Source organism: Luteibacter sp. W1I16, from assembly GCF_050434905.1.
Classification (GTDB): domain Bacteria; phylum Pseudomonadota; class Gammaproteobacteria; order Xanthomonadales; family Rhodanobacteraceae; genus Luteibacter.
This window is the reverse complement of the sequence record NZ_JBNDJJ010000001.1, coordinates 2,614,733-2,634,061: the sequence shown is the minus strand read 5'-3', so window position 1 is coordinate 2,634,061 and position 19,329 is coordinate 2,614,733. Positions and strand designations below refer to the sequence as shown.

Below are 19,329 nucleotides of genomic sequence, written 5' to 3'. Positions count from 1 at the left end.
ATGGGCGTTTCCGCCCTCATCGGAGATGACGCATGAAGTTACGCAACCTCGGGCGTTCGCCCCTGCGGATCGCCCCGCTCGCCTTTGGCGGCAACGTCTTCGGCTGGAGTGTCGACGAGCCACGCTCGTTCGACCTCCTCGATGCCTTCGTGGACCACGGGTTCAACCTTATCGATACGGCCGATGTCTACGAAGCGTGGGTACCGGGTAACGAGGGTGGCGAGTCCGAGACGATCATCGGCAAGTGGCTGAAGAAGAGCGGCAAGCGCGACAAGGTCGTCATCGCCACCAAGGTAGGCAAGTGGGCGCGTTATCCCGGCCTATCGCCCACCAACATCAAGGAGGCGGTGGAGGATTCCCTGCGCCGCCTGCAAACCGATCACATCGACCTCTACCAGTCGCACGAGGACGACCCGAAGGTGCCTCTCGAAGAGACCTTGCGCGCGTTCGACGACCTGGTGAATGCGGGCAAGGTACGTGTGATCGGCGCTTCGAACTATGACGCCACACGGCTGGACGACGCCTTGAGCACGAGTGCGTCGAAAGGCCTGGCGCGTTATGAGTCGATGCAGCCGGAATACAACCTCATGGATCGCCAGGGCTTCGAGGAAGCCCTGCAACCGCTATGCGTGAAAGAGGATGTCGGCGTCATCAGCTATTACTCGCTGGCGAGCGGCTTCCTCAGCGGCAAGTACCGGAGCGAGGCCGACCTGTCCAAGAGCAGCGCCCGTAGCGGCAAGGTGAAGGCCTACCTCAACGACCGGGGCTATCGCGTCCTGGCGGCGCTGGATGAGGTTTCGCAGGCGCGCGATGCGAAGCCGGCACAAGTGGCGCTTGCATGGGTGATGGCGCAACCCTCGATCGCCGCCGCCATCGCCAGTGCCACGTCGGTGGAGCAACTGGACGAGATCGCGAAGGCGGCGACGCTCGAGTTGACGCCGGCGGACTTGGCGACCCTCAAGGCCGCCAGCGCCTATTGATCAGCGAAGCAGAAGTCGGTGTCCCAGAGGGAGAACCCTCGTGGGAACCGGCCCGCTGGGAACCGGGCTTGGTGGGAACCGAGCTTTGGGTGGGAAGCCGCTTAAGCGGCGATGGGTGCTTGCGGTAGCCTTGCCCGCTGCCGCGGGATCGCCGCTTAAGCGGCTTCCCACCCAAAGCCCACCAAGCCCACCAAGCCCACCAGACCCACCAGACCTTGCAAGCTCATGATCATGGTGGGAGCCGACCCTGTCGGCGATGGGTGCTTGCGACGGACTCACATCCCCATCAGCGCGAGGCCACCAACACGTCCAGTGCCGCATTGAACGTGGCGCTGGGACGCATGGCGGCGCTCACCAGCTTCATGTCGGGGTGGTAATAGCCACCGATCTCCACCGGCTTGCCCTGCGCACCGTTGAGTTCGGCGACGATCTTCGCCTCGTTCGCCGCCAGGGTCTTCGCCACCGCGGTGAAGCGGGCCTTCAGATCCGCGTCGTCATCCTGCGCGGCGAGCGCTTCCGCCCAGTACAGCGCCAGATAGAAGTGACTGCCACGGTTGTCGATCTCGCCGACCTTGCGCGCGGGCGACTTGTTGCTGTCGAGGAAGCGGCCGTTGGCCTGGTCCAGCGTCTTCGCCAGTACGCGGGCGTGCTTGTTGTCGTAGCGCTCGGCGAGGTGCTCCAGAGAAGCGGCCAGGGCCAGGAATTCACCCAGCGAATCCCAGCGCAGGTAGCCCTCCTCGACGAACTGCTGCACATGCTTCGGCGCCGAACCGCCCGCGCCGGTCTCGAACAGGCCACCGCCGGCCATCAGCGGCACGACGGAGAGCATCTTCGCGGAGGTGCCCAGCTCCATGATGGGGAACAGGTCGGTGAGGTAGTCGCGCAGCACGTTGCCCGTGACCGAAATGGTGTCTTCGCCCTTGCGGATGCGCTCCAGCGAGAACCGTGTCGCTTCCACCGGCGGCAGCACGCGGATGTCGAGCCCGCTGGTGTCGTGGTCCTTGAGGTAGCGTTCGACCTTCGCGATGACCTGGGCATCGTGCGCGCGGTTCGCGTCCAGCCAGAACACCGCCGGCGTGGCCGAGAGGCGTGCGCGCTGCACCGCGAGCTTCACCCAGTCCTGGACCGGCGCGTCCTTGGTCTGGCACATGCGCCAGATATCGCCCGCCTCGACGGCGTGTTCGAACACCACGGTGCCATCGTCGGCGACGACACGCACGGTGCCGTCGGCCGGGATCTGGAAGGTCTTGTCATGCGAACCGTATTCCTCGGCCTTCTGCGCCATCAGGCCCACGTTGGGCACACTGCCCATCGTGGCCGGATCGAACGCGCCATGCGCGATGCAATCCTCGATCACGGCCTGATAGACGCCCGCATAGGAACGGTCGGGAATGACCGCCTTGGTGTCCTGCAACTTGCCCTCCGCATTCCACATGCAGCCGGAGTCGCGGATCATCGCCGGCATCGAGGCGTCGACGATCACGTCGCTGGGCACGTGCAGGTTGGTGATGCCCTTGTCGGAATTGACCATCGCCAAGGCGGGACGCTGCGCGTACTCCGCCTTCAAATCGGCCTCGATCTGCGCGCGTGTGCCCGCGTCCAGCTTGTCCAGCCGTGCATAGAGGTCGCCGATGCCATTGTTGGCATCGAAACCCACCTGCTTGAGCGTATCAGCGTGCTTCGCCAGCACATCCTTGTAGAACTCGCGCACCACGATGCCGAACATGATCGGGTCGGAGACCTTCATCATCGTGGCCTTCAGGTGCAGCGAGAACAGCACGCCCTTGGCCTTCGCGTCCGCGATCTGCGCGTCGATGAACGCGGCCAAGGCCTTGCGGCTCATCACCGCGGCGTCGACGATCTCGCCGGCTTTCACCGCGACCTTGTCCTTCAGGACCTTCGTCGACCCGTCCTTGCCGGTGAACTCGATGCGCAGGCTGCCCGCCTTGTCCAGCGTGGCGGACTTCTCGCTGCCGTAGAAATCGCCGCCATCCATGTGCGCGACATGCGATTTCGACTCCGGCGACCACTTGCCCATGCGATGCGGATGCTTGCGCGCGTAGTTCTTGACCGAAAGCGGCGCACGGCGGTCGGAGTTGCCTTCGCGCAGTACGGGGTTCACGGCGCTGCCCATGGCCTTGCCGTAACGCGCGTTGGTTTCCTTCTCCTCGTCGGTCGAGGGGGCATCCACGTAGTCCGGCAGGTCATAGCCCTGCGACTGCAGTTCGCGAACCGCGGCCTTCATCTGCGGTACGGAGGCGCTGATGTTCGGCAGCTTGATGATGTTGGCTTCCGGCGTGGTCGCCAGCTGGCCCAGTTCGGCGAGGTGGTCGCCGATCTTCTGCGCGTCGGTGAGGCGCTCGGGGAATTGCGCCAGGATGCGGCCGGCCAGCGAGATGTCGCGCGTTTCCACCGCCACGCCCGCGGTGCCGGCGAAGGCCTCGACGATAGGCAGGAACGAGGCGGTGGCGAGGAACGGCGCTTCGTCGGTGAGCGTGTAGATGATCTTGGGCGAGCTGGACATGATTCGGCGAGCCTTATGCTTGAGTGGGCCAGGTCATGGGGCGCACCGGCGCAGGCCTCGAGGGCGCACCGGCGAGCGGGAAACCTGTCCATTGTGGCCCGATTCGGCGGGAGGGGGAAAGCGATCGGGGGGTATGGGTGTTGTGCCGGGTGGGAACTGGGTGGCCTGGTGGGAAGCCGCTTAAGCGGCGACGGGTGCTTGCCATGGCCTGGCCCGCTGCCGCGGGATCGCCGACAGGGTCGGCTCCCACCAAGCGGGGACCTGCGCCGGGTGGGAGCCGACCCTGTCGGCGATTCAGGTTCCGGCGGCGCGCAGGGCGCGCCGCTCCCTCTTCCGCGCCAGCCGCCTCGCCTTGCGCGCCTTCCAGCGCTCCGACAGGCAGGCGAAGATCACATACAGCGCCGGCGTGGAGAGCAAGGTCAGGCTCTGCGAAATCACCAGGCCGCCGATCATGGCGATACCCAGCGGCCGGCGCAGTTCGGCGCCCTCGCCCAGGCCGATCGCCAGCGGCGTGGCGGCCAGGATCGCCACCATCGTCGTCATCATGATCGGGCGGAAGCGGACGAGACAGGCCTCGCGGATGGCGCCCTTGTAATCGAGCCCGTGCTCGCGCTGCGCCACGAGGGCGAAATCGATCATCATGATCGCGTTCTTCTTCACGATGCCAATCAGCAGCACCAGGGCGATCATCGCGATCACCGACAGTTCGGTATCGGTGATCACCAGCGCGGCAAGTGCGCCCACGCCCGCGGCGGGCAGGGTCGAGAGGATGGTCACAGGATGGATGAGGCTCTCGTAGAGCATGCCCATCAACAGATAGACGGTGACGATCGCCGCCAGGATCAGTAGCGGCATGTCGCTCTGCGACTGCTGGAACCGGCGGAAATCGCTGCCGGCGTCGAGGCGGATGTCACCAGGCATGCGCATGCCGTCGATCGTCTTCTGGATGATCTCCATCGCCTCGCCCATGCTGACATTGGGTGCGAGGTTGAAGCTGACACCCATGCTCGTGTACTGGTCCTCGTGCACGATCTGGGTGGGCGCGAGCCCCGGCACCTGTTTGGTCACCGCGGTCATCGGGATCATCGCGCCGGAACTGGAACGCACGTAGATCTGGTTCAGCGATTCCGGCGTGGCCGCCATCTGCGGCAGTGCGTTGACGATCACGCGGTACTGGTTGATGTCCGAATAGATCGTCGAGACCGCGCGCTGGCCGAACGCGTTGTAGAGCGCGCCGTCGATGTCGCCGATGGACACGCCGAGGCGTGCCGCCGTATCGCGGTCGATCACCATGTTCTGGCGCAGGCCCGCGGCGTCGATGTCGCTGCCGACGTCCTTCAGCATCGGGTTCTTCTTCAGCGCGTCGACCAGCCTGGGTAGCCAGGTCTGCAGCTCGACAATGTCGTTGCCCTTCAGCGACACCGAATACTGGCCGCCCTGCGTGTTGCCGCCGCCACCGCCGGTGGGCAGGTCCTGGATCGGGCGCAGGCGCAGGTTGAGGTCGGGATACTTGTTGGCCTTGGCCGACAGCCGGTCGAGCACGACGAAGGTGCTTTCCTTGCGGCCTTCCGCCTTGGTCTTCAATTCGATGTTGAAGAAACCGCTGGAACCCGTACGGCTGGTGCCGAGGCGCGAGCCCACCGCCTTCACGGCGGGATCGTCCAGCAGCATCTGGGTGAGACGGGCCTGACGCACCTTCATTTCGCCGAACGATACCGTGGAGCTGGAGGTGGCGCGGGCGCCGATCAGGCCGGTGTCCTGCGGCGGGAAGAAGCCTCCCTTGACCATGCCGAAGAGCACGAAGGTCACCCCGACAAGGATCAACGGCGTGATCGCCATGAGCAGGGCATGACGCAGGGTCCAGTCCAGGGCCACGCGGTACATCCCGAGCAGGCGCTCGTGCATTCGCTCCAGCGCCTGGCCCAGCTTCGATTCCGGCTTGTCGTCCTTGTGCGCCGTGAGGAAGTGGGCGCACAAGGAAGGCGTCAGGGTTAGCGACACGATGGCCGATACCACGATCGCGGCGACCAGCGTGATCGTGAATTCCTTGAAGAACATGCCGATGATGCCCGGGGCCAGCAGCAAAGGGATGAACACCGCCACCAGCGAACCGGTGATCGAGACAATCGTGAACCCGATCTCGCGCGCACCGAGCAAGGCCGCCTCGAAGCGTGGAATCCCCTCGTCCATGTGCCGTATGACGTTCTCGATCACTACGATGGCGTCGTCGACGACGAAGCCGATCGCGATCACCAGGGCCAGCAGCGTGAGGTTGTTCAATGTGTACCCGAACGCGTACATCACCACGAAGGCGCCGGCCAGCGAGAGCGGCACGGCGAGGCCAGCGATCACCGTCGGCGCCAGCCGCCGCAGGAACAGCGCCATCGTCATGATCACCATGGCGAGGCTGATCAGCAGCGTGGCCTGCACCTCGTGCAACGAGGCGCGGATGGTCGGCGTGCCGTCGAAGAACGAATGCAACTGCACGCCAGCCGGCAGCCAATCCTGCATCGTCGGTATCTGCGCCTTGATCCGGTCCACGGTGTCGATGACGTTCGCATCGGCCTTCCTGTAGACGTACATCAGGATGCCGGGCTTGCCGTTGAACCAGGCCGCCTGGTAGGCATCCTGCTGCCCGTCGTAGACCTTGGCGATGTCGGACAGGCGGATAGGCACGCCGTTGTTCACGCCGATGATCAGGTTGGCGAACTCTTCGGCCGTATGCAGCGAATCGGTGGCCGTCACCGCCATGGTGGTGACGCCGTCACTGAGGAAGCCTTGCGGCGAGGTCACGTTGGCGGCGGTGAGGGCGTTGCGCAGTTGGTCCGGCGACAGTCCCATGGCATTCAGCGCGCGCAGGTTCACGTCCACGCGGATGGCGGGCGTGGCGCTGCCGGCGATATCGACGGTGGCGATGCCTTCCTGCTGGCGCAGGCGCTGGGCGAGGATCGAATCCGCCACGTTGTAGAGCGCGGTCGGCGCCACCGTGTCGGAGGTTAGCGCCAGCACGATGATGGGATCGTCGTTCGGGTTGGCCTTGGTATACGACGGCGCGTTCAACAGGCCCGGCGGCAGGTCGGGCTGGGCGGCGTTGATGGCGGATTGCACATCGCGCGCGGCGGCGTCGATGTTGGTGCCGTTCTGGAAGAACAACAACACGAAGGCGCTGCCTTCGGAACTGTTCGAACGCATGGACTCCACGCCCGGCACCTGGCCCAGGTGACGTTCCAGCGGCGCGGCCACGGTGGAGGCCATCGTGCTCGCGTCGGCGCCGGATTGCTGCGCCTGGACGAAGATCGCCGGGAACTGGATGTTCGGCAACGCGGCGACGCCGAGCAACGCATAGCAGATGATGCCGACCGCGAAGATGCCGATCGCCAGCAGCGAGGTGCCGATGGGACGGCGTATGAAGGGGCCGGAAATGTTCATGGGGCGAAGCGGCTCATGGGGAGCGGGATGGCAGTGGGCATTCCTTGCCTAACGCGCCAACCGGAAAAAGGTTTCGCCGGGCGGCGAACCGTCCGGCGAAAAGGGGGTGTTTCCCTGGAAATCGACGATCCGTCATCAGCCCGCGGTTTGCGGTTCGATGCCGTGCGCCAGGGCGCGTCGTCGCTTGCGTTCGGCCAGCCAGTCCGAGAAACGCTCCATGTAGAGGTAGATCACCGGCGTGGTGTAGAGCGTGACCAGCTGCGAGAGCAGCAGGCCGCCGACGATCGACACGCCCAGCGGCTTGCGCAGTTCCGAACCGATGCCGTTGCCCAGGGCCAGGGGCAGCGCACCGAGCAGGGCCGCGGCCGTGGTCATCATGATCGGACGGAAGCGCAGGAGACACGCACGACGGATGGCGTCGGTGGCGTTCAGCCCCGTTCGCTTCGCCTCGATGGCGAAGTCGATCATCATGATCGCGTTCTTCTTCACGATGCCGATCAGCAGCACGATGCCCACGATGCCGTCCACGGACAGGCTCATGCCGCACAGGAGCAAGGCGAGCAGCGCGCCCACGCCGGCCGGAGGCAGCGTGGAGATGATCGTCAGGGGGTGGATGTAGCTCTCGTAGAGCACGCCCAGCACGATGTAGATGACGATGATCGAAGCCAGCAGCAGGAGCACCTCGTCACCGACCGAGGACGAGAACTCGGCGGCCTTGCCGATGAACTGTCCACGCACTTCCGGCGGGAAGTTCAGTTCCTTCTCCACCTCATGGATCGCGTCCACCGCCGACGACAGCGAATAGCCGGGTGCGAGGTTGAACGAGATCGTCACCGCTGGCAGCTGCTGCAGGTGGCTGACCACCAGTGGCGCGCTGGTGATCTGGGCGCTGGCCAGCGCCGCCAGCGGAATGGTGCCGCCACCGCCGACCTGGAAGCCGACGTTGCCGGTGTTGCCGATGCCCGCCGGCGTGGCCGAGTTGCTCGAGGCGACCTGGCCGAAGCTGGTGGCGTTGGAGCCGGTCAGGGCACCGTTGCCATTGCCGCGCACGGTGAGCTTGTTCAGCAGGTCGGTGCTGGTGCGGTATTCCGGCGAGACCTCCAGCACCACGCGGTACTGGTTGAGCTGGGTGAAGATCGTGGAGATCTGCCGCTGCCCGTAGGCGTCGTACAGCGTGTCGTCGATCGTCTGCACCGGCACGCCGAGGCGGCTGGCGCTGTCGCGATCGATCGTGAGCTTCAGCGCGTTGCCCTTGTCGGCGAGGTTGCTGTCGACATCGGCCAGTTCCTCGCGCTTGCGCAAGGCCGAGGTCATCTGCTGCGCGTAACCCGCCAGCGCGGTCGAATCCACGGCGGACAGCGAGTACTGGTACTCGGTGGCGGACACCTGGCTGTCCAGCGTCACGTCCTGCACCGGCTTCAAGTACAGCGCCACGCCGGCGATGTGCGAGGCGGCTTCCTGCAGACGCGGCAGCACCTCGTCGAGGCTGTCACGGTCGCCGCGATCCTTCAGCACCAGGGAAATCTGTCCCTGGTTGAGGGTGGGATTGACCGAGCCCGCGCCGATGAACGCCGCCACGCCGGACACGGCGGGGTCCTTGCCGAGCGCGTCGGCCACGGCCTTCGTGCGCTTCTCCATCTGCGGGAAGGCGACGTTCTGGTCCGCCTGCACGACGGCGGTGATGAGGCCGGTGTCCTGCTCGGGCAACAAGCCCTTGGGGATCACGATGTAGAGGACGACCGTGAGCGCCACCGAGAGCGCCGCGACGATCATCGTCAACGGGCGGTGGGCGAGCACCCAGTCGAGGCTTCGGCCGTAGCCGTCGACGATGCGCGACCAGGTGGTGTGCTTGCCGGCGGCCGCGGCGTGTTCGTGGGCGTCGTCCGCGTCCGGCAGCTGGTCGGCCTTGAGCAGGTACGCGCACATCATCGGCGTGAGCGTCAGCGAGACCAGCATCGAGATCGCCACGGCGATGGTCAGCACCCAGGCGAACTCGTGGAACAGGCGGCCAGTGACGCCCGGCATCAGCAGCAGCGGCAGGAACACGGCGATCAGCGAGACGGTCAGCGAGAGCACCGTGAAGCCGATCTCCTTCGCGCCCACCTCGGCGGCGGTCTTGGCATCCTGCCCCTGCTCGATATAGCGGACGATGTTCTCGATCATCACGATGGCGTCGTCGACGACGAAGCCGGTCGCGACCGCCAACGCCATCAGCGAGAGGTTGTCCAGCGACATGCCGGCGAAGGCCATCACGCCGAACGTGCCCATCAGCGACAGGGGCACGGCCACCGACGGGATCACCGTGGCCCACAGGCGGCGCAGGAAGACGAAGATCACCGCGACGACGAGGCAGATCGTGAGGATCAGGGTGAACTGCACGTCTTCGACCGACGCGCGGATGGTGATGGTGCGATCGGAGAACACCTGCAGGTGCACGTCGGCCGGAAGCACCTTCTGCAGGTCCGGAATCGTCTGGCGGATCTGCTGCACCGTCTGCACGATGTTCGCGCCGGGCTGGCGGCGGATGTCGAGCAGCACGGCGGGCTTGCCGTTCGCCCATGCGGCGAGCTGGTCGTTCTCGACGCCATCGATCACGTTCGCCACGTCGGATAGGCGCACGGGGGCGCCGTTCTTGTAGCTGATGATCGTGCCCTTGTACTCGGCGGCATCGGCCAACTGATCGTTGGTGCCGATGCTGTACGACTGGGTCTTGCCGTTGAGTGTGCCCTTGGGCGCGTTGACGTTGGCCTGGGTCAGCGCGCTGCGCACGTCTTCCATGGTCAGGCCAAGGTTGGCCAGCTGGGCCGGATTCACCTGGATGCGCACGGCCGGACGCACGTTGCCGGCGATGGAGACCAGGCCGACGCCCTGCACCTGCGAGAGCTTCTGCGAGAGGATGGAGTCGGCGAAGTTGTTCACGTCGCGCAGCGCACGGCTGTCCGAGGTGAGCATCAGCGTCATGATCGGCGCGTCGGCCGGGTTCACGCGGTTGTAGACGGGCGGGTACGGCAGGTTGTTCGGCAGCGTGCCGCGCGCCTGGTTGATGGCGGCCTGCACGTCCTGCGCGGCGATATCGATGTCGCGGTCCATGTTGAACTGCAGGACGATCGTCGACAGGCCCGCCGACGAGTCCGAACTCATCATGTTCAGCCCGGAGATCTGGCCGAAGTTACGTTCCAGCGGCGTGGTGACGAGGGCCGCCATCGTGGTGGCGCTGGCACCGGGGTACTGCGTGGTGACGACCAGGCTGGGCGCGTCGATCTCCGGCAGCGCCGACACCGGCAACTGCCGGTAGCCGAGGATGCCGAGCAAAAGGACCGCCACCATCAACAGCGAGGTGGCGATCGGCCGGCGAATGAAGAGTGTCGAGAAACCCACGTTCTATTCCTGGTGTCGGGACCTTGCGATCCGTGGCGGCGCGTCCGTCGTGGACACGCCGCGCGCTAAGCGCTATCAGCCGCGGCGTCCGCCCTGGCGGCCCTGCTGATCCTTCTTCGCCTTCAACTCCTCGGCCGTGGGCGCGGCGGGAACCTGCCCCGGCGCCAGCGGCTGCACCTTCGAGCCCGGCTTGAGGCGGAACTGGCCCTCGGTCACCACGCGGTCGCCGAGCTTCAGGCCCTTGCTGATGAGCATGTGGCTGTCACCCACCTCGGTCGCGGTTTCCACGGCTTGCATCTTGACCGTGTTGTCGCCCTGCACGAGGTAGACGTAGTCGCCGTCCGGTCCGCGCTGCACCGCCTGGGCGGGCACGACGAGGCCGTTCTTCACCGTGCGCACGCGAACGCGCGCGTTGACGAACTGGCCCGGCCAGAGTTCGGTCTTGGTGTTGTCGAACAGCGCGCGCAGGCGGAACGTGCCCGTGGTGGTGTCGATGGTGTTGTCGATGACGTCGAGCTTGCCGGTGGCCACCACGTGCGCGTCCACGCGATCGAGCGCGGCGACCTCGAGCGGCGTGGCGCCTTCCTCGCGCATGGAGGAACGAACGAGGTCGAGGTTCTTCTCGGGCAGGTTGAACGAAACGTAGATCGGATGGACCTCGGTCAGCGTGACGATCGAGTCCGTGGTGGCGACGATGTTGCCCACGTCGACGGCACGAATACCCGCGAGGCCATCGATCGGAGCGATCACCTTGGTGAAGCCCAGCTGCACCTGCGAGGCGCGGATGGAAGCCTGGTCCGCGACGACGGTGGCGAGGGCCTGGTCGAGGGTGTTCTTGAGGTTGTCCAGGTCCTGCTTGGAGACATACTGCTGGCCGCCCTTGCTGACCAGGTTCTGCGAACGCTCGAGGTTGTTCTTGGCGGTGGCCGCGGCGGCCTGGTCCTGGCGCAGCTTGGCGACCGACTGGTCGTACTGCGACTGGATGGTGCGGGGGTCGATCTCGGCGATGACATCGCCCTGCTTCACTTCCTGGCCTTCCTGGAAGTTGAGCTTCATCAGCTGGCCGGCGACCTGCGGGCGCACCACCACGGAATTACGTGCCTGGGCGGTACCGGTGGCGGTGAGGTAGACGGGCACATCCTGGCTGGCGACGGGCACGACCGTGACCGGCACGGGCGGCTGGTCCTTCCCCTGGCCCTCTCCATTGGCCTTGCCTCCCTGGGTCTGGGCTGCGTTCGCGCCCTCGGCGTGGCGCAGCCGGGGAACGACGAATATGCCCGCGATCACCAGAACCACGATGACGGCCAGCGCGATCTTCCAAAAACGCGACATGCAAAACACTCCCAGGATGAATGACCGGACGGGGGTACCTGGTCCGACCGGCGCGCCGTGCGCCACGGGGGTTTATACCCCCAAAAGGTGAAAACCCGACGGCGCCAATATAGGTGTAGGTGAACGGCATTGAACAATGCCGGTTGACAGGGGTACAGCATGACTGACGGCACGTCTCCCCGCCGGTCCCCTGGCACGGCACGGGCATGCAGACCGCTGACTCCCGCGGAGGTTCCGTTATACTCGCGAAATTCGACGCCGCATTTGCGGCCGGCAGGCACGCCGGATCCCGGGGAGGGGACGGCACACCCAAATCAGTGGAGTCAATGCGTGAGCGGTTCTCCGAGCAAGTCCGACCAGAACTTCATGCGTCAGTTCTCGTGGCTGACCGCCGGCCTCAGTGTCCTGGCCCTCGTCCTGATGGTTATCGCCTATACCATCTATAGCAACATCCCAAAGGATCAGGACCCGGCCGTCGCCAAGCGCACCGAGGCCCGGATCGCCCCGGTGGGTGGCGTCTATGCCGGCGACACCGGCCGCGCCGCGATGCTGGCCGCCCAGGAAGCCGCGGCGAAGGCCGCCGCCTCGCAAGTCGCCTATGGTGGCAGCACCGACGGCAAGACCATCTACGACAACCTGTGCCACAGCTGCCATACGGCTGGCGTGGCCGGCGCGCCGAAGCTCGGCGACAAGGCCGCATGGTCCGCGCGCATCGCCGAGGGCATCGCCACCCTCACCAAGCACGCGATCGAGGGCTACACCGGTCCGGACGGCAACCACATGCCGGCCAAGGGCGGCAACCCGGCCCTGACCGACGAGCAGGTCGGCAACACGGTCAAGTGGATGGTCGACCAGGCCAAGTGAGCGGCGGCGGGACATGTCCCGCCCATTCCGCCGCGAAGCGCCGCAACTGCGGGAAGAACCGTTCGAACGTCTCCTGCAACATGGCGTCCTGCGCCATCAGCAGCGGCATCGCGTCGCCGACCGGGTTGGCCCGCGATAACCGTTGCGAGATGCCGCGCAAGGCCTTGGCGATGGCCTCGGCCCGTGCATATCCCGCCGGAAGGCCGTTGGCGTCCATGTAACCGAGGAACCGCTTCAGCGACTCGGGCAACAACGGACCGGCGGCGTGCAACTCCGTGCGCAGGTTCGTGGAGAAGTCCTCCAGCGGCATCGCGGACCAACGTGTGAAATCGCGTGCCAGGCAATGGTCGAACCACATGTCGAGGAGTATCCCCGCGTAGCGCCGGAACGGCGCGGGCAGGCGCTCGCGGGCCGCGCGGACCTCGTCGTGGCTGTCGGTGAAGCTGTCGATCGCCCGGTGCAGGTGGATACCCTGGCGGACCCGTTCGGGAATGGCCGGATCGGGCGTTCCGTGGACGAAGTCGCCCATGATGCCGCCCAGGCGCAAGGCCGCGTCGTCGCCCGCCAACAAGGCGTGTGCGAGGACGTTCATCGCCGGCCTTCGCCGCGAACCATCCAGCCAGCGGGTATCATGGAGAGCATGAGCGAACTTCTACCTACAGCGCCGGATCACTTTCCGGACGAGAGCATGAGCTTCGCGCTCGCAGGCCCGGCGGGCAAGCTCGAATGCGAAGCCAAGGCCGCCACCGCCGACGTGGCCCGTCACGGCATCGCCGTGATCTGCCATCCGCTGTCCACGGACGGCGGCAGCATGCACAACAAGGTGGTGACCATGATCGAGCGCTCGCTGCGCGAGTCCGGCATGGACACGGTCATCTTCAATTTCCGTAGCGTGGGCCGGTCGGAAGGCGCGTTCGACAGCGGCAACGGGGAAAGCGACGATCTCGCCGCGGTGGTCGCCTGGGCGCGCAAGGTCCGTCCCGGTGCCGCCCTGTGGCTGGCGGGATTTTCCTTCGGCAGCTACGTGACCCTGCGTAACGCCGTCCACCTCGGGGCCGATGCCGTGATCAGCGTCGCGCCGCCCGTGGCGGGACGCGGCTGGGATTTTTCACAGGTGGAACTGCCTACGGGCCACTGGCTGGTGGTGATGGGCGACGCCGACGAGATCGTCGAACCCCAGGCCGTCTACGACTGGATCGACAGCCTGCCGGAAGAGGCCCGCCCGCAACTGGTGAGAATGGAGGACACCAGCCACTTCTTCCATCGCCGCCTCATGGACCTGCGCGGCGTCATCAAGAATGGCGTGAAGAACTGGCTGCCCGGGCCCCGCGCTGCATGAACTGCACGGAATCGACGCCCGGCGAACGCTACCGGGACGGCATCGCAGGACATCGTTGGGAGTCGGACCCGGCACAGTTGCCGGTCATCGCCGAGTTCGACCGCCTGCACGCGGCGCTCTGCGCGCCGGAGCCGGCCAGTGGGGGCTTGTTCGGCCGCCTGCGCAGCATGCTCGGCAATGAGCCGCGCGCGGCCGTGAGCGGCCTGTACCTCTGGGGCAGCGTCGGCCGCGGCAAGACCTTCCTGATGGACCTGTTCGTCTCCAGCCTCGCCCCGGGCCTCGCCCTGCGCCGGCATTTCCACCGCTTCATGCTGGAGGTGCATGGCATGTTGCGCGAACTCGGCGAACGGCAGAACCCGCTCGACGAGGTGGCCGAGCGCCTCGCGGCGAAGTGCCGCGTGTTGTGCCTGGACGAATTCCTCGTCTCCGATATCGGCGACGCCATGATCCTGGCCGGCCTGCTCGACGGCCTGTTCGCGCGTGGCGTCACCCTGGTCACCACCTCGAACACGCCCCCGAAAGGCCTCTACAAGGACGGCCTGCAACGCGCGCGGTTCCTGCCGGCCATCGCCGCCATCGAAAAGCACTGTGTCGTCCACGAGATGGTCTCGCCGCACGACTGGCGGCTGCGCGCGCTGAGCCAAGCGCCGGTGTACCTCGTGCCGCCCGGCGCCGAAGCGGAGCGCTCGCTGGCGAAGATCTTCACGGGCCAGGCGCAGGGCGACGTGGCGGAAGGCGGCGCGATCACGCTCAACGGCCGTGACGTACCGGTGCGCAAGCGCGCGGACAACATCGTTTGGTTCGACTTCGCCGCGCTCTGCGAAGGCCCGCGCGCCGTCGCCGACTACATCGAGCTGGCGAAGGCGTATCCGGCCGTGATCCTTTCCAACGTGCCGCAGTTCACCGTGTACTCCGAGAACGAGGCCAAACGCTTCGTGCTGCTGGTGGACGAGTTCTACGACCGCCAGGTGAAACTGGTACTCTCCGCGGCCGCGCCGATCACGGAGCTCTACGATGGAAGCAAGGTCCGCGCCGAGTTCGGCCGCACCGAATCGCGGCTCATCGAAATGCAGAGCGAGGACTACCTCGGCCGTGACCATAAACCCTGATACGGCACGGACAGGACCGGCTGGCCGGCCGTATCGCCGGTCCGCCATGCTTCACCGGCGGGTCTCCCGCGCCATCTGACGAGGTACGCCATGGAACATTGCGAGCTGGTCCCGGGCCGCGGCATCCGCCGCGGCGACACCGACATCTTCTTCGGCATGCCGCGAAAGAAACTTCGCGACACGCTCGGCTGGAAGGCCGGCGGCGAAAACATGTGGGACGACGAGGACGAATACACCGACGCCGCCGGCGACGAATGGCTGCGGCTGCGCTTCCTCGACGACAAGCTGTGCGACATCGAGGTGCTGGGCGGCCAGCTCACGCACGAGGGCACGGAACTGCTCGCCACGACCCTGCCCGCCCTGCACGCGGCGCTGAAGAAATCGGGCATGGCGCTGGAGAAGACCGAGTGGCTCTCCGAAGGGCACGATTGCCTCGACCTCCAGATCGTGGTGGCATCCCGGGAAGACACCGGGGACGTGGGTGAGGAAATCGCATGGGTCATCACCAGCAGCGACTTCCGCGTCGAATGACGCGGACGGGGGCCACCGCCGCCGGGCGCATCCGCCTCGCGGCGGTCGTGCTCCTGATGGCCTGCCTCGCCGGGTGCGCCACCGCGCCGCGCGTGCCACCTCAGCGCAGCGCCCTCGCCCACTGGGTGCCGTCGCCCAACTTCAACGCGCGCAAGGCGCAAGTCATCGTGTTGCATCACACGTCGATCGGTAACGCCAGGGAAGCCCTTCGCGTGCTCAGCACGCGCAACAGCGAAGGCCAGGTGAGCGCGCACTACCTGGTCGAGGCCGATGGCCGGATCGACCAGCTCGTCGACGACAACGACCGTGCGTGGCACGCCGGAGCCGCGCGATGGGGTGACATGACGGACCTGAACTCGTCGTCCATCGGCATCGAGATCGACAACGATGGCGAGTCTCCGTTCACGCAGCCGCAGATACAGGCTCTGATCAACCTGCTCGCCGATCTCACCTCGCGTCTGGGCATTCCGCGCGAGGCGGTGGTGGGTCATGGCGACATCGCGCCCGGCCGCAAGAATGATCCCAGCGCGCAATTCCCATGGGCGACGCTCGCCCGATACGGTTTCGGCCTATGGCCGGAGGCGAATCCGATGCCGGCGCCGCCCGGATTCGACAGCCTCGCCGCCATGCGCCTGGTCGGGTACGACGTGTCGAATCCGCGCAATGCGATCATCGCCTTCCATCGCCACTACCGAGCCATGGAAACCGAGACGCTGGATGCCACCGATGCCGCCATCCTCTACTCGCTGCAACGCAAGCTGATGGCGCCGCGTCAATAGCCGAACGATGCGAACGCGGCGATCGTCCGCTCGACCGCCGCGTCGTCGATGTCCAGGTGCGTCACCAGCCGGATCGACGGAAGATAGCCGATGCTCAGGCGTATGCCATGCGTCGTCATGTGCGCGGCGAGATCCTTCAACCGCGCGGACGGCACGTCGACGAAGACCATGTTCGTGTGGCAGCCCTTGACCTCCAGGCCGTCGATGGCGCGCAAGCCGTTCGCCAGGCGGGTGGCGCGCGCGTGGTCGTCGGCCAGGCGTTCGACGTGGTGGTCGAGCGCATGCATCGCCGCCGCGGCCAGCATGCCGGCCTGCCGCCAGCCACCGCCGGCGACCTTGCGCCAGCGCCGCGCGCGGTCGATGAGAGCCACGCTGCCTAGCAACACCGACCCCACCGGCGCGCCCAGGCCCTTGGACAGGCACACGGACACGCTGTCGAAACCCGCCACCGCTTCACGAGCAGGGCGGCCGTATGCGATCGCCGCGTTGTAGAGACGCGCACCGTCCAGGTGTAGTCCGAGGCCTCGGCGTGTCGCCAGTTCGCGCGCACGGGCCAGGTAATCGAACGGAAGGACCCGGCCGTGCCAGGTGTTTTCCAGCGCCAGCAAGCGCGAGCGGGCGAAGTGCGGATCGATCGGCTTGATCGATGCCTCGACCTTGTCCAATGGCAAGGTACCGTCGGCTTCCTGCGGGATCGGTTGTGGCTGGATCGAACCCAGCACGGCGGCGCCACCACCCTCGAAGCGATAGGTGTGCGCGTCCGCCCCCACGATGTATTCGTCCCCGCGCTCGCAGTGGCTCATCAGCGCGAGCAGGTTGCTCTGGGTGCCGGTGGGCACGAACAAGGCCGCGGCGAAGCCCAGGTCGGCCGCGAGGCGGTCCTGCAACGCGTTGACGGTGGGATCCTCGCCGTACACGTCGTCTCCGACCGGTGCGCGCGACATCGCCTCGCGCATGGCGTCGGTGGGACGGGTGACGGTATCGCTGCGCAGGTCGACGATTTCCATGGGCTCGGGGTCGGAGGTGGCCAGCCAACGATGGTACGCGATGCCGTTCACGATTCCGTGGCCCTGAAGACGGCATGCTTTGGCGCATGATCACGATCGTCATGGGCGTCTCCGGCAGTGGCAAGAGCACGATAGGCGCAGACCTGGCCGCGCGGCTGGGCCAGCCCTTCGTCGACGGCGACCACCTGCATCCCCAGGCCAACCGCGACAAGATGGCGCAAGGCATACCGCTCGACGACACGGACCGTCAGCCGTGGCTCGCGGCCATCGTGGCGGAGATGGACCGTCACCGCCGCGACGGCGGGTCGCTGGTGCTGGCGTGCTCCGCCCTGAAGCGACGCTACCGCGATTTCTTGCGAGACGGACACGACGACGTGAAGTTCGTCTACCTGCGCGGTTCGCGCGAACTGCTGGCCGAACGACTCGGCCACCGCGCCGGGCACTTCTTCGACCCGGCGCTCCTCGACAGCCAACTGGCCACGCTGGAAGAACCGGACGAGGCCGAGGCCATGCGCGTCGACATCGGCAAACCGCCGGCGGAACTCGTCGAGTGCATCATCCGCGCGGATTGCCACGGGCCCTGCTCGTAGGGTCGCCATGTCACGCCGGCAGTGGCCGCCTCGTCCCGCTCGTGTTCTCATATTCGCTCCCCTCCCCCCAGGAAAGCCCATGCAAGCCCCCGTCGACGCGGCGCTGGACGGCCGCCGTGCGGACACGACCGTCTTTGGCGTGATCTTCGCGATCAGCTTTTGCCACCTGCTCAACGACATGATGCAGTCGCTGCTTCCAGCGATCTATCCCGGCCTCAAGAGCGACTTCCAGCTCGACTTCGGCCAGATCGGGCTCATCACCCTCACGTACCAGATGACCGCGTCCATCCTGCAGCCACTCATCGGGCTTTACGCCGACCGGCGCCCGACGCCGCTCGCGCTCCCCGGTGGCACGCTGTTCTCGTTGTTCGGCCTGCTCGTGTTGTCCAAGGCGCACGCCTATCCGTTGCTGCTTGCGGGCGCGGCATTGCTGGGCATGGGTTCGTCGGTGTTCCATCCCGAGTCGTCGCGCGTGGCGCGGATGGCGTCCGGTGGACGCCACGGCCTCGCGCAATCGCTGTTCCAGGTGGGTGGCAACGCAGGACAGGCGCTCGGTCCGCTCGCCGCGGCGCTGGTGGTCGTGCGCTGGGGACAATCGAGCCTCGCGTTCTTCGCGCTGCTCGCCTTGTTGTCCTGCGCGATCCTGTGGAACGTCGGCCAGTGGTATCGCCACCATGGCTTGACGCGCCTGACGAACAACGGCGGCAAGCACGCGCAACTCGCCCCGCCATCGCGTGAGGCACGGCGCGGCATCGCCGTGCTCCTCGCGCTGATCTTCTCGAAGTACGTCTACCTCGCCAGCCTGACCAGCTACTTCACGTTCTACCTCATCCATCGCTTCGGCGTGTCGGTGGAGAACGCACAGTTCCACCTGTTCGTCTTCCTCGGCGCGGTGGCGGTGGGAACGGTGCTCGGAGGCCCCGTCGGCGACCGCATCGGGCGCAAGCGGGTGATCTGGTTCTCGATCCTCGGCGCCCTGCCGTTCACCCTCCTGCTGCCGCACGCCAGCCTTTTCTGGACGGCACCGCTCACGGTGGCGATCGGGCTGATTCTTGCCTCGGCCTTTCCCGCGATCGTGGTCTTCGCGCAGGAACTGGTGCCCGGCCGGGTCGGGATGATCTCCGGCCTGTTCTTCGGCTTCTCATTCGGCATGGGCGGCCTCGGCGCGGCGGTGCTCGGCGAACTGGCTGACCACATCGGCATCGAGGCGGTGTACCAGGTATGTGCTTTCCTTCCCTTGATCGGTTTGCTGGCCGCGCTGCTGCCCAGCCCCAAGCGGGGCTAGGCATGAAGCGGGGCTAGGAACATTCAGACAGGCACCCAGGGCCACCGAAACCCTGGTGGAGCCGACCTGGTGGGAGCCGACCTTGTCGGCGATGGGTGCTTGCCTCGACCTGGCCCGCTGCCGCGGGATCGCCGACAAGGTCGGCTCCCACCAAGTCGGCTCCCACAGGGTCGGTTCCGCAT

Annotated in this window: 14 protein-coding genes; 8 read left to right on the top strand and 6 right to left on the bottom strand. The window is 66.4% G+C overall.

Going from position 1 to position 19,329, the window contains the following annotated elements; translation table 11 throughout:
• Positions 1–32: 32 nt before the first annotated feature.
• Positions 33–980, top strand: coding sequence for an aldo/keto reductase (locus QFZ41_RS11560; RefSeq protein ID WP_429198911.1), 948 nt, complete (start codon positions 33–35; stop codon positions 978–980).
• A gap of 286 nt (positions 981–1,266) precedes the next feature.
• Here the strand turns inward: QFZ41_RS11560 and QFZ41_RS11555 are convergent, their stop codons facing one another.
• The 4 genes from QFZ41_RS11555 to QFZ41_RS11540 form a co-directional block, all read right to left on the bottom strand.
• Positions 1,267–3,504, bottom strand: coding sequence for an NADP-dependent isocitrate dehydrogenase (locus tag QFZ41_RS11555; RefSeq protein WP_429198910.1), 2,238 nt, complete (start codon positions 3,502–3,504; stop codon positions 1,267–1,269).
• A gap of 294 nt (positions 3,505–3,798) precedes the next feature.
• The gene (locus QFZ41_RS11550) at positions 3,799–6,933 is read right to left on the bottom strand and encodes an efflux RND transporter permease subunit (protein WP_429198909.1); all 3,135 of its coding nucleotides are present in this window, start codon (positions 6,931–6,933) and stop codon (positions 3,799–3,801) included.
• 135 nt (positions 6,934–7,068) lie between these two features.
• Entirely contained in the window at positions 7,069–10,311 is a 3,243-nt protein-coding gene (locus QFZ41_RS11545; protein ID WP_429198908.1) for an efflux RND transporter permease subunit, read from the bottom strand.
• A 75-nt stretch (positions 10,312–10,386) separates the two neighbouring features.
• The gene (locus tag QFZ41_RS11540) at positions 10,387–11,643 is read right to left on the bottom strand and encodes an efflux RND transporter periplasmic adaptor subunit (RefSeq protein ID WP_429198907.1); all 1,257 of its coding nucleotides are present in this window, start codon (positions 11,641–11,643) and stop codon (positions 10,387–10,389) included.
• Positions 11,644–12,009: 366 nt separating this feature from the next.
• On the opposite strand from QFZ41_RS11540, the gene QFZ41_RS11535 reads away from it, so the two are divergent.
• Positions 12,010–12,507 (top strand): c-type cytochrome, encoded by a 498-nt coding sequence (locus QFZ41_RS11535; protein WP_429200221.1) that lies wholly within the window; start codon positions 12,010–12,012, stop codon positions 12,505–12,507.
• Here the strand turns inward: QFZ41_RS11535 and QFZ41_RS11530 are convergent.
• On the bottom strand, positions 12,479–13,099 hold the full coding sequence (locus tag QFZ41_RS11530) for an ACP phosphodiesterase (protein ID WP_429198906.1): 621 nt from the start codon (positions 13,097–13,099) through the stop codon (positions 12,479–12,481). The genes QFZ41_RS11535 and QFZ41_RS11530 overlap by 29 nt on opposite strands.
• 48 nt (positions 13,100–13,147) lie before the next feature.
• Here QFZ41_RS11530 and QFZ41_RS11525 point away from each other — a divergent pair, with 48 nt between their 5' ends.
• The 4 genes from QFZ41_RS11525 to QFZ41_RS11510 all read left to right on the top strand — a co-directional run bounded on the left by QFZ41_RS11525 (position 13,148) and on the right by QFZ41_RS11510 (position 16,265).
• Entirely contained in the window at positions 13,148–13,846 is a 699-nt protein-coding gene (locus QFZ41_RS11525) for an alpha/beta hydrolase (RefSeq protein ID WP_429198905.1), read from the top strand.
• A complete protein-coding gene (zapE, locus tag QFZ41_RS11520) occupies positions 13,843–14,955 on the top strand; it encodes a cell division protein ZapE (RefSeq protein ID WP_429198904.1) in 1,113 nt (370 codons plus the stop codon). Before QFZ41_RS11525 ends, zapE begins: the two co-directional genes overlap by 4 nt.
• A gap of 90 nt (positions 14,956–15,045) precedes the next feature.
• Positions 15,046–15,486 (top strand): hypothetical protein, encoded by a 441-nt coding sequence (locus tag QFZ41_RS11515; RefSeq protein WP_429198903.1) that lies wholly within the window; start codon positions 15,046–15,048, stop codon positions 15,484–15,486.
• A complete protein-coding gene (locus QFZ41_RS11510; RefSeq protein ID WP_429198902.1) occupies positions 15,450–16,265 on the top strand; it encodes an N-acetylmuramoyl-L-alanine amidase in 816 nt (271 codons plus the stop codon). Before QFZ41_RS11515 ends, QFZ41_RS11510 begins: the two co-directional genes overlap by 37 nt.
• On the opposite strand, the gene ltaE is transcribed toward QFZ41_RS11510, so the two are convergent.
• On the bottom strand, positions 16,259–17,272 hold the full coding sequence (gene ltaE, locus QFZ41_RS11505; protein WP_429200220.1) for a low-specificity L-threonine aldolase: 1,014 nt from the start codon (positions 17,270–17,272) through the stop codon (positions 16,259–16,261). The two genes, QFZ41_RS11510 and ltaE, sit on opposite strands and share 7 nt — an antisense overlap.
• 86 nt (positions 17,273–17,358) lie before the next feature.
• On the opposite strand from ltaE, the gene QFZ41_RS11500 reads away from it, so the two are divergent.
• Positions 17,359–17,862, top strand: a complete 504-nt coding sequence (locus QFZ41_RS11500) for a gluconokinase (protein ID WP_429198901.1) — start codon at positions 17,359–17,361, stop codon at positions 17,860–17,862.
• 79 nt (positions 17,863–17,941) lie between these two features.
• Complete coding sequence (locus tag QFZ41_RS11495; protein ID WP_429198900.1) at positions 17,942–19,147, top strand: MFS transporter; 1,206 nt, start codon at positions 17,942–17,944, stop codon at positions 19,145–19,147.
• Positions 19,148–19,329 lie beyond the last annotated feature (182 nt).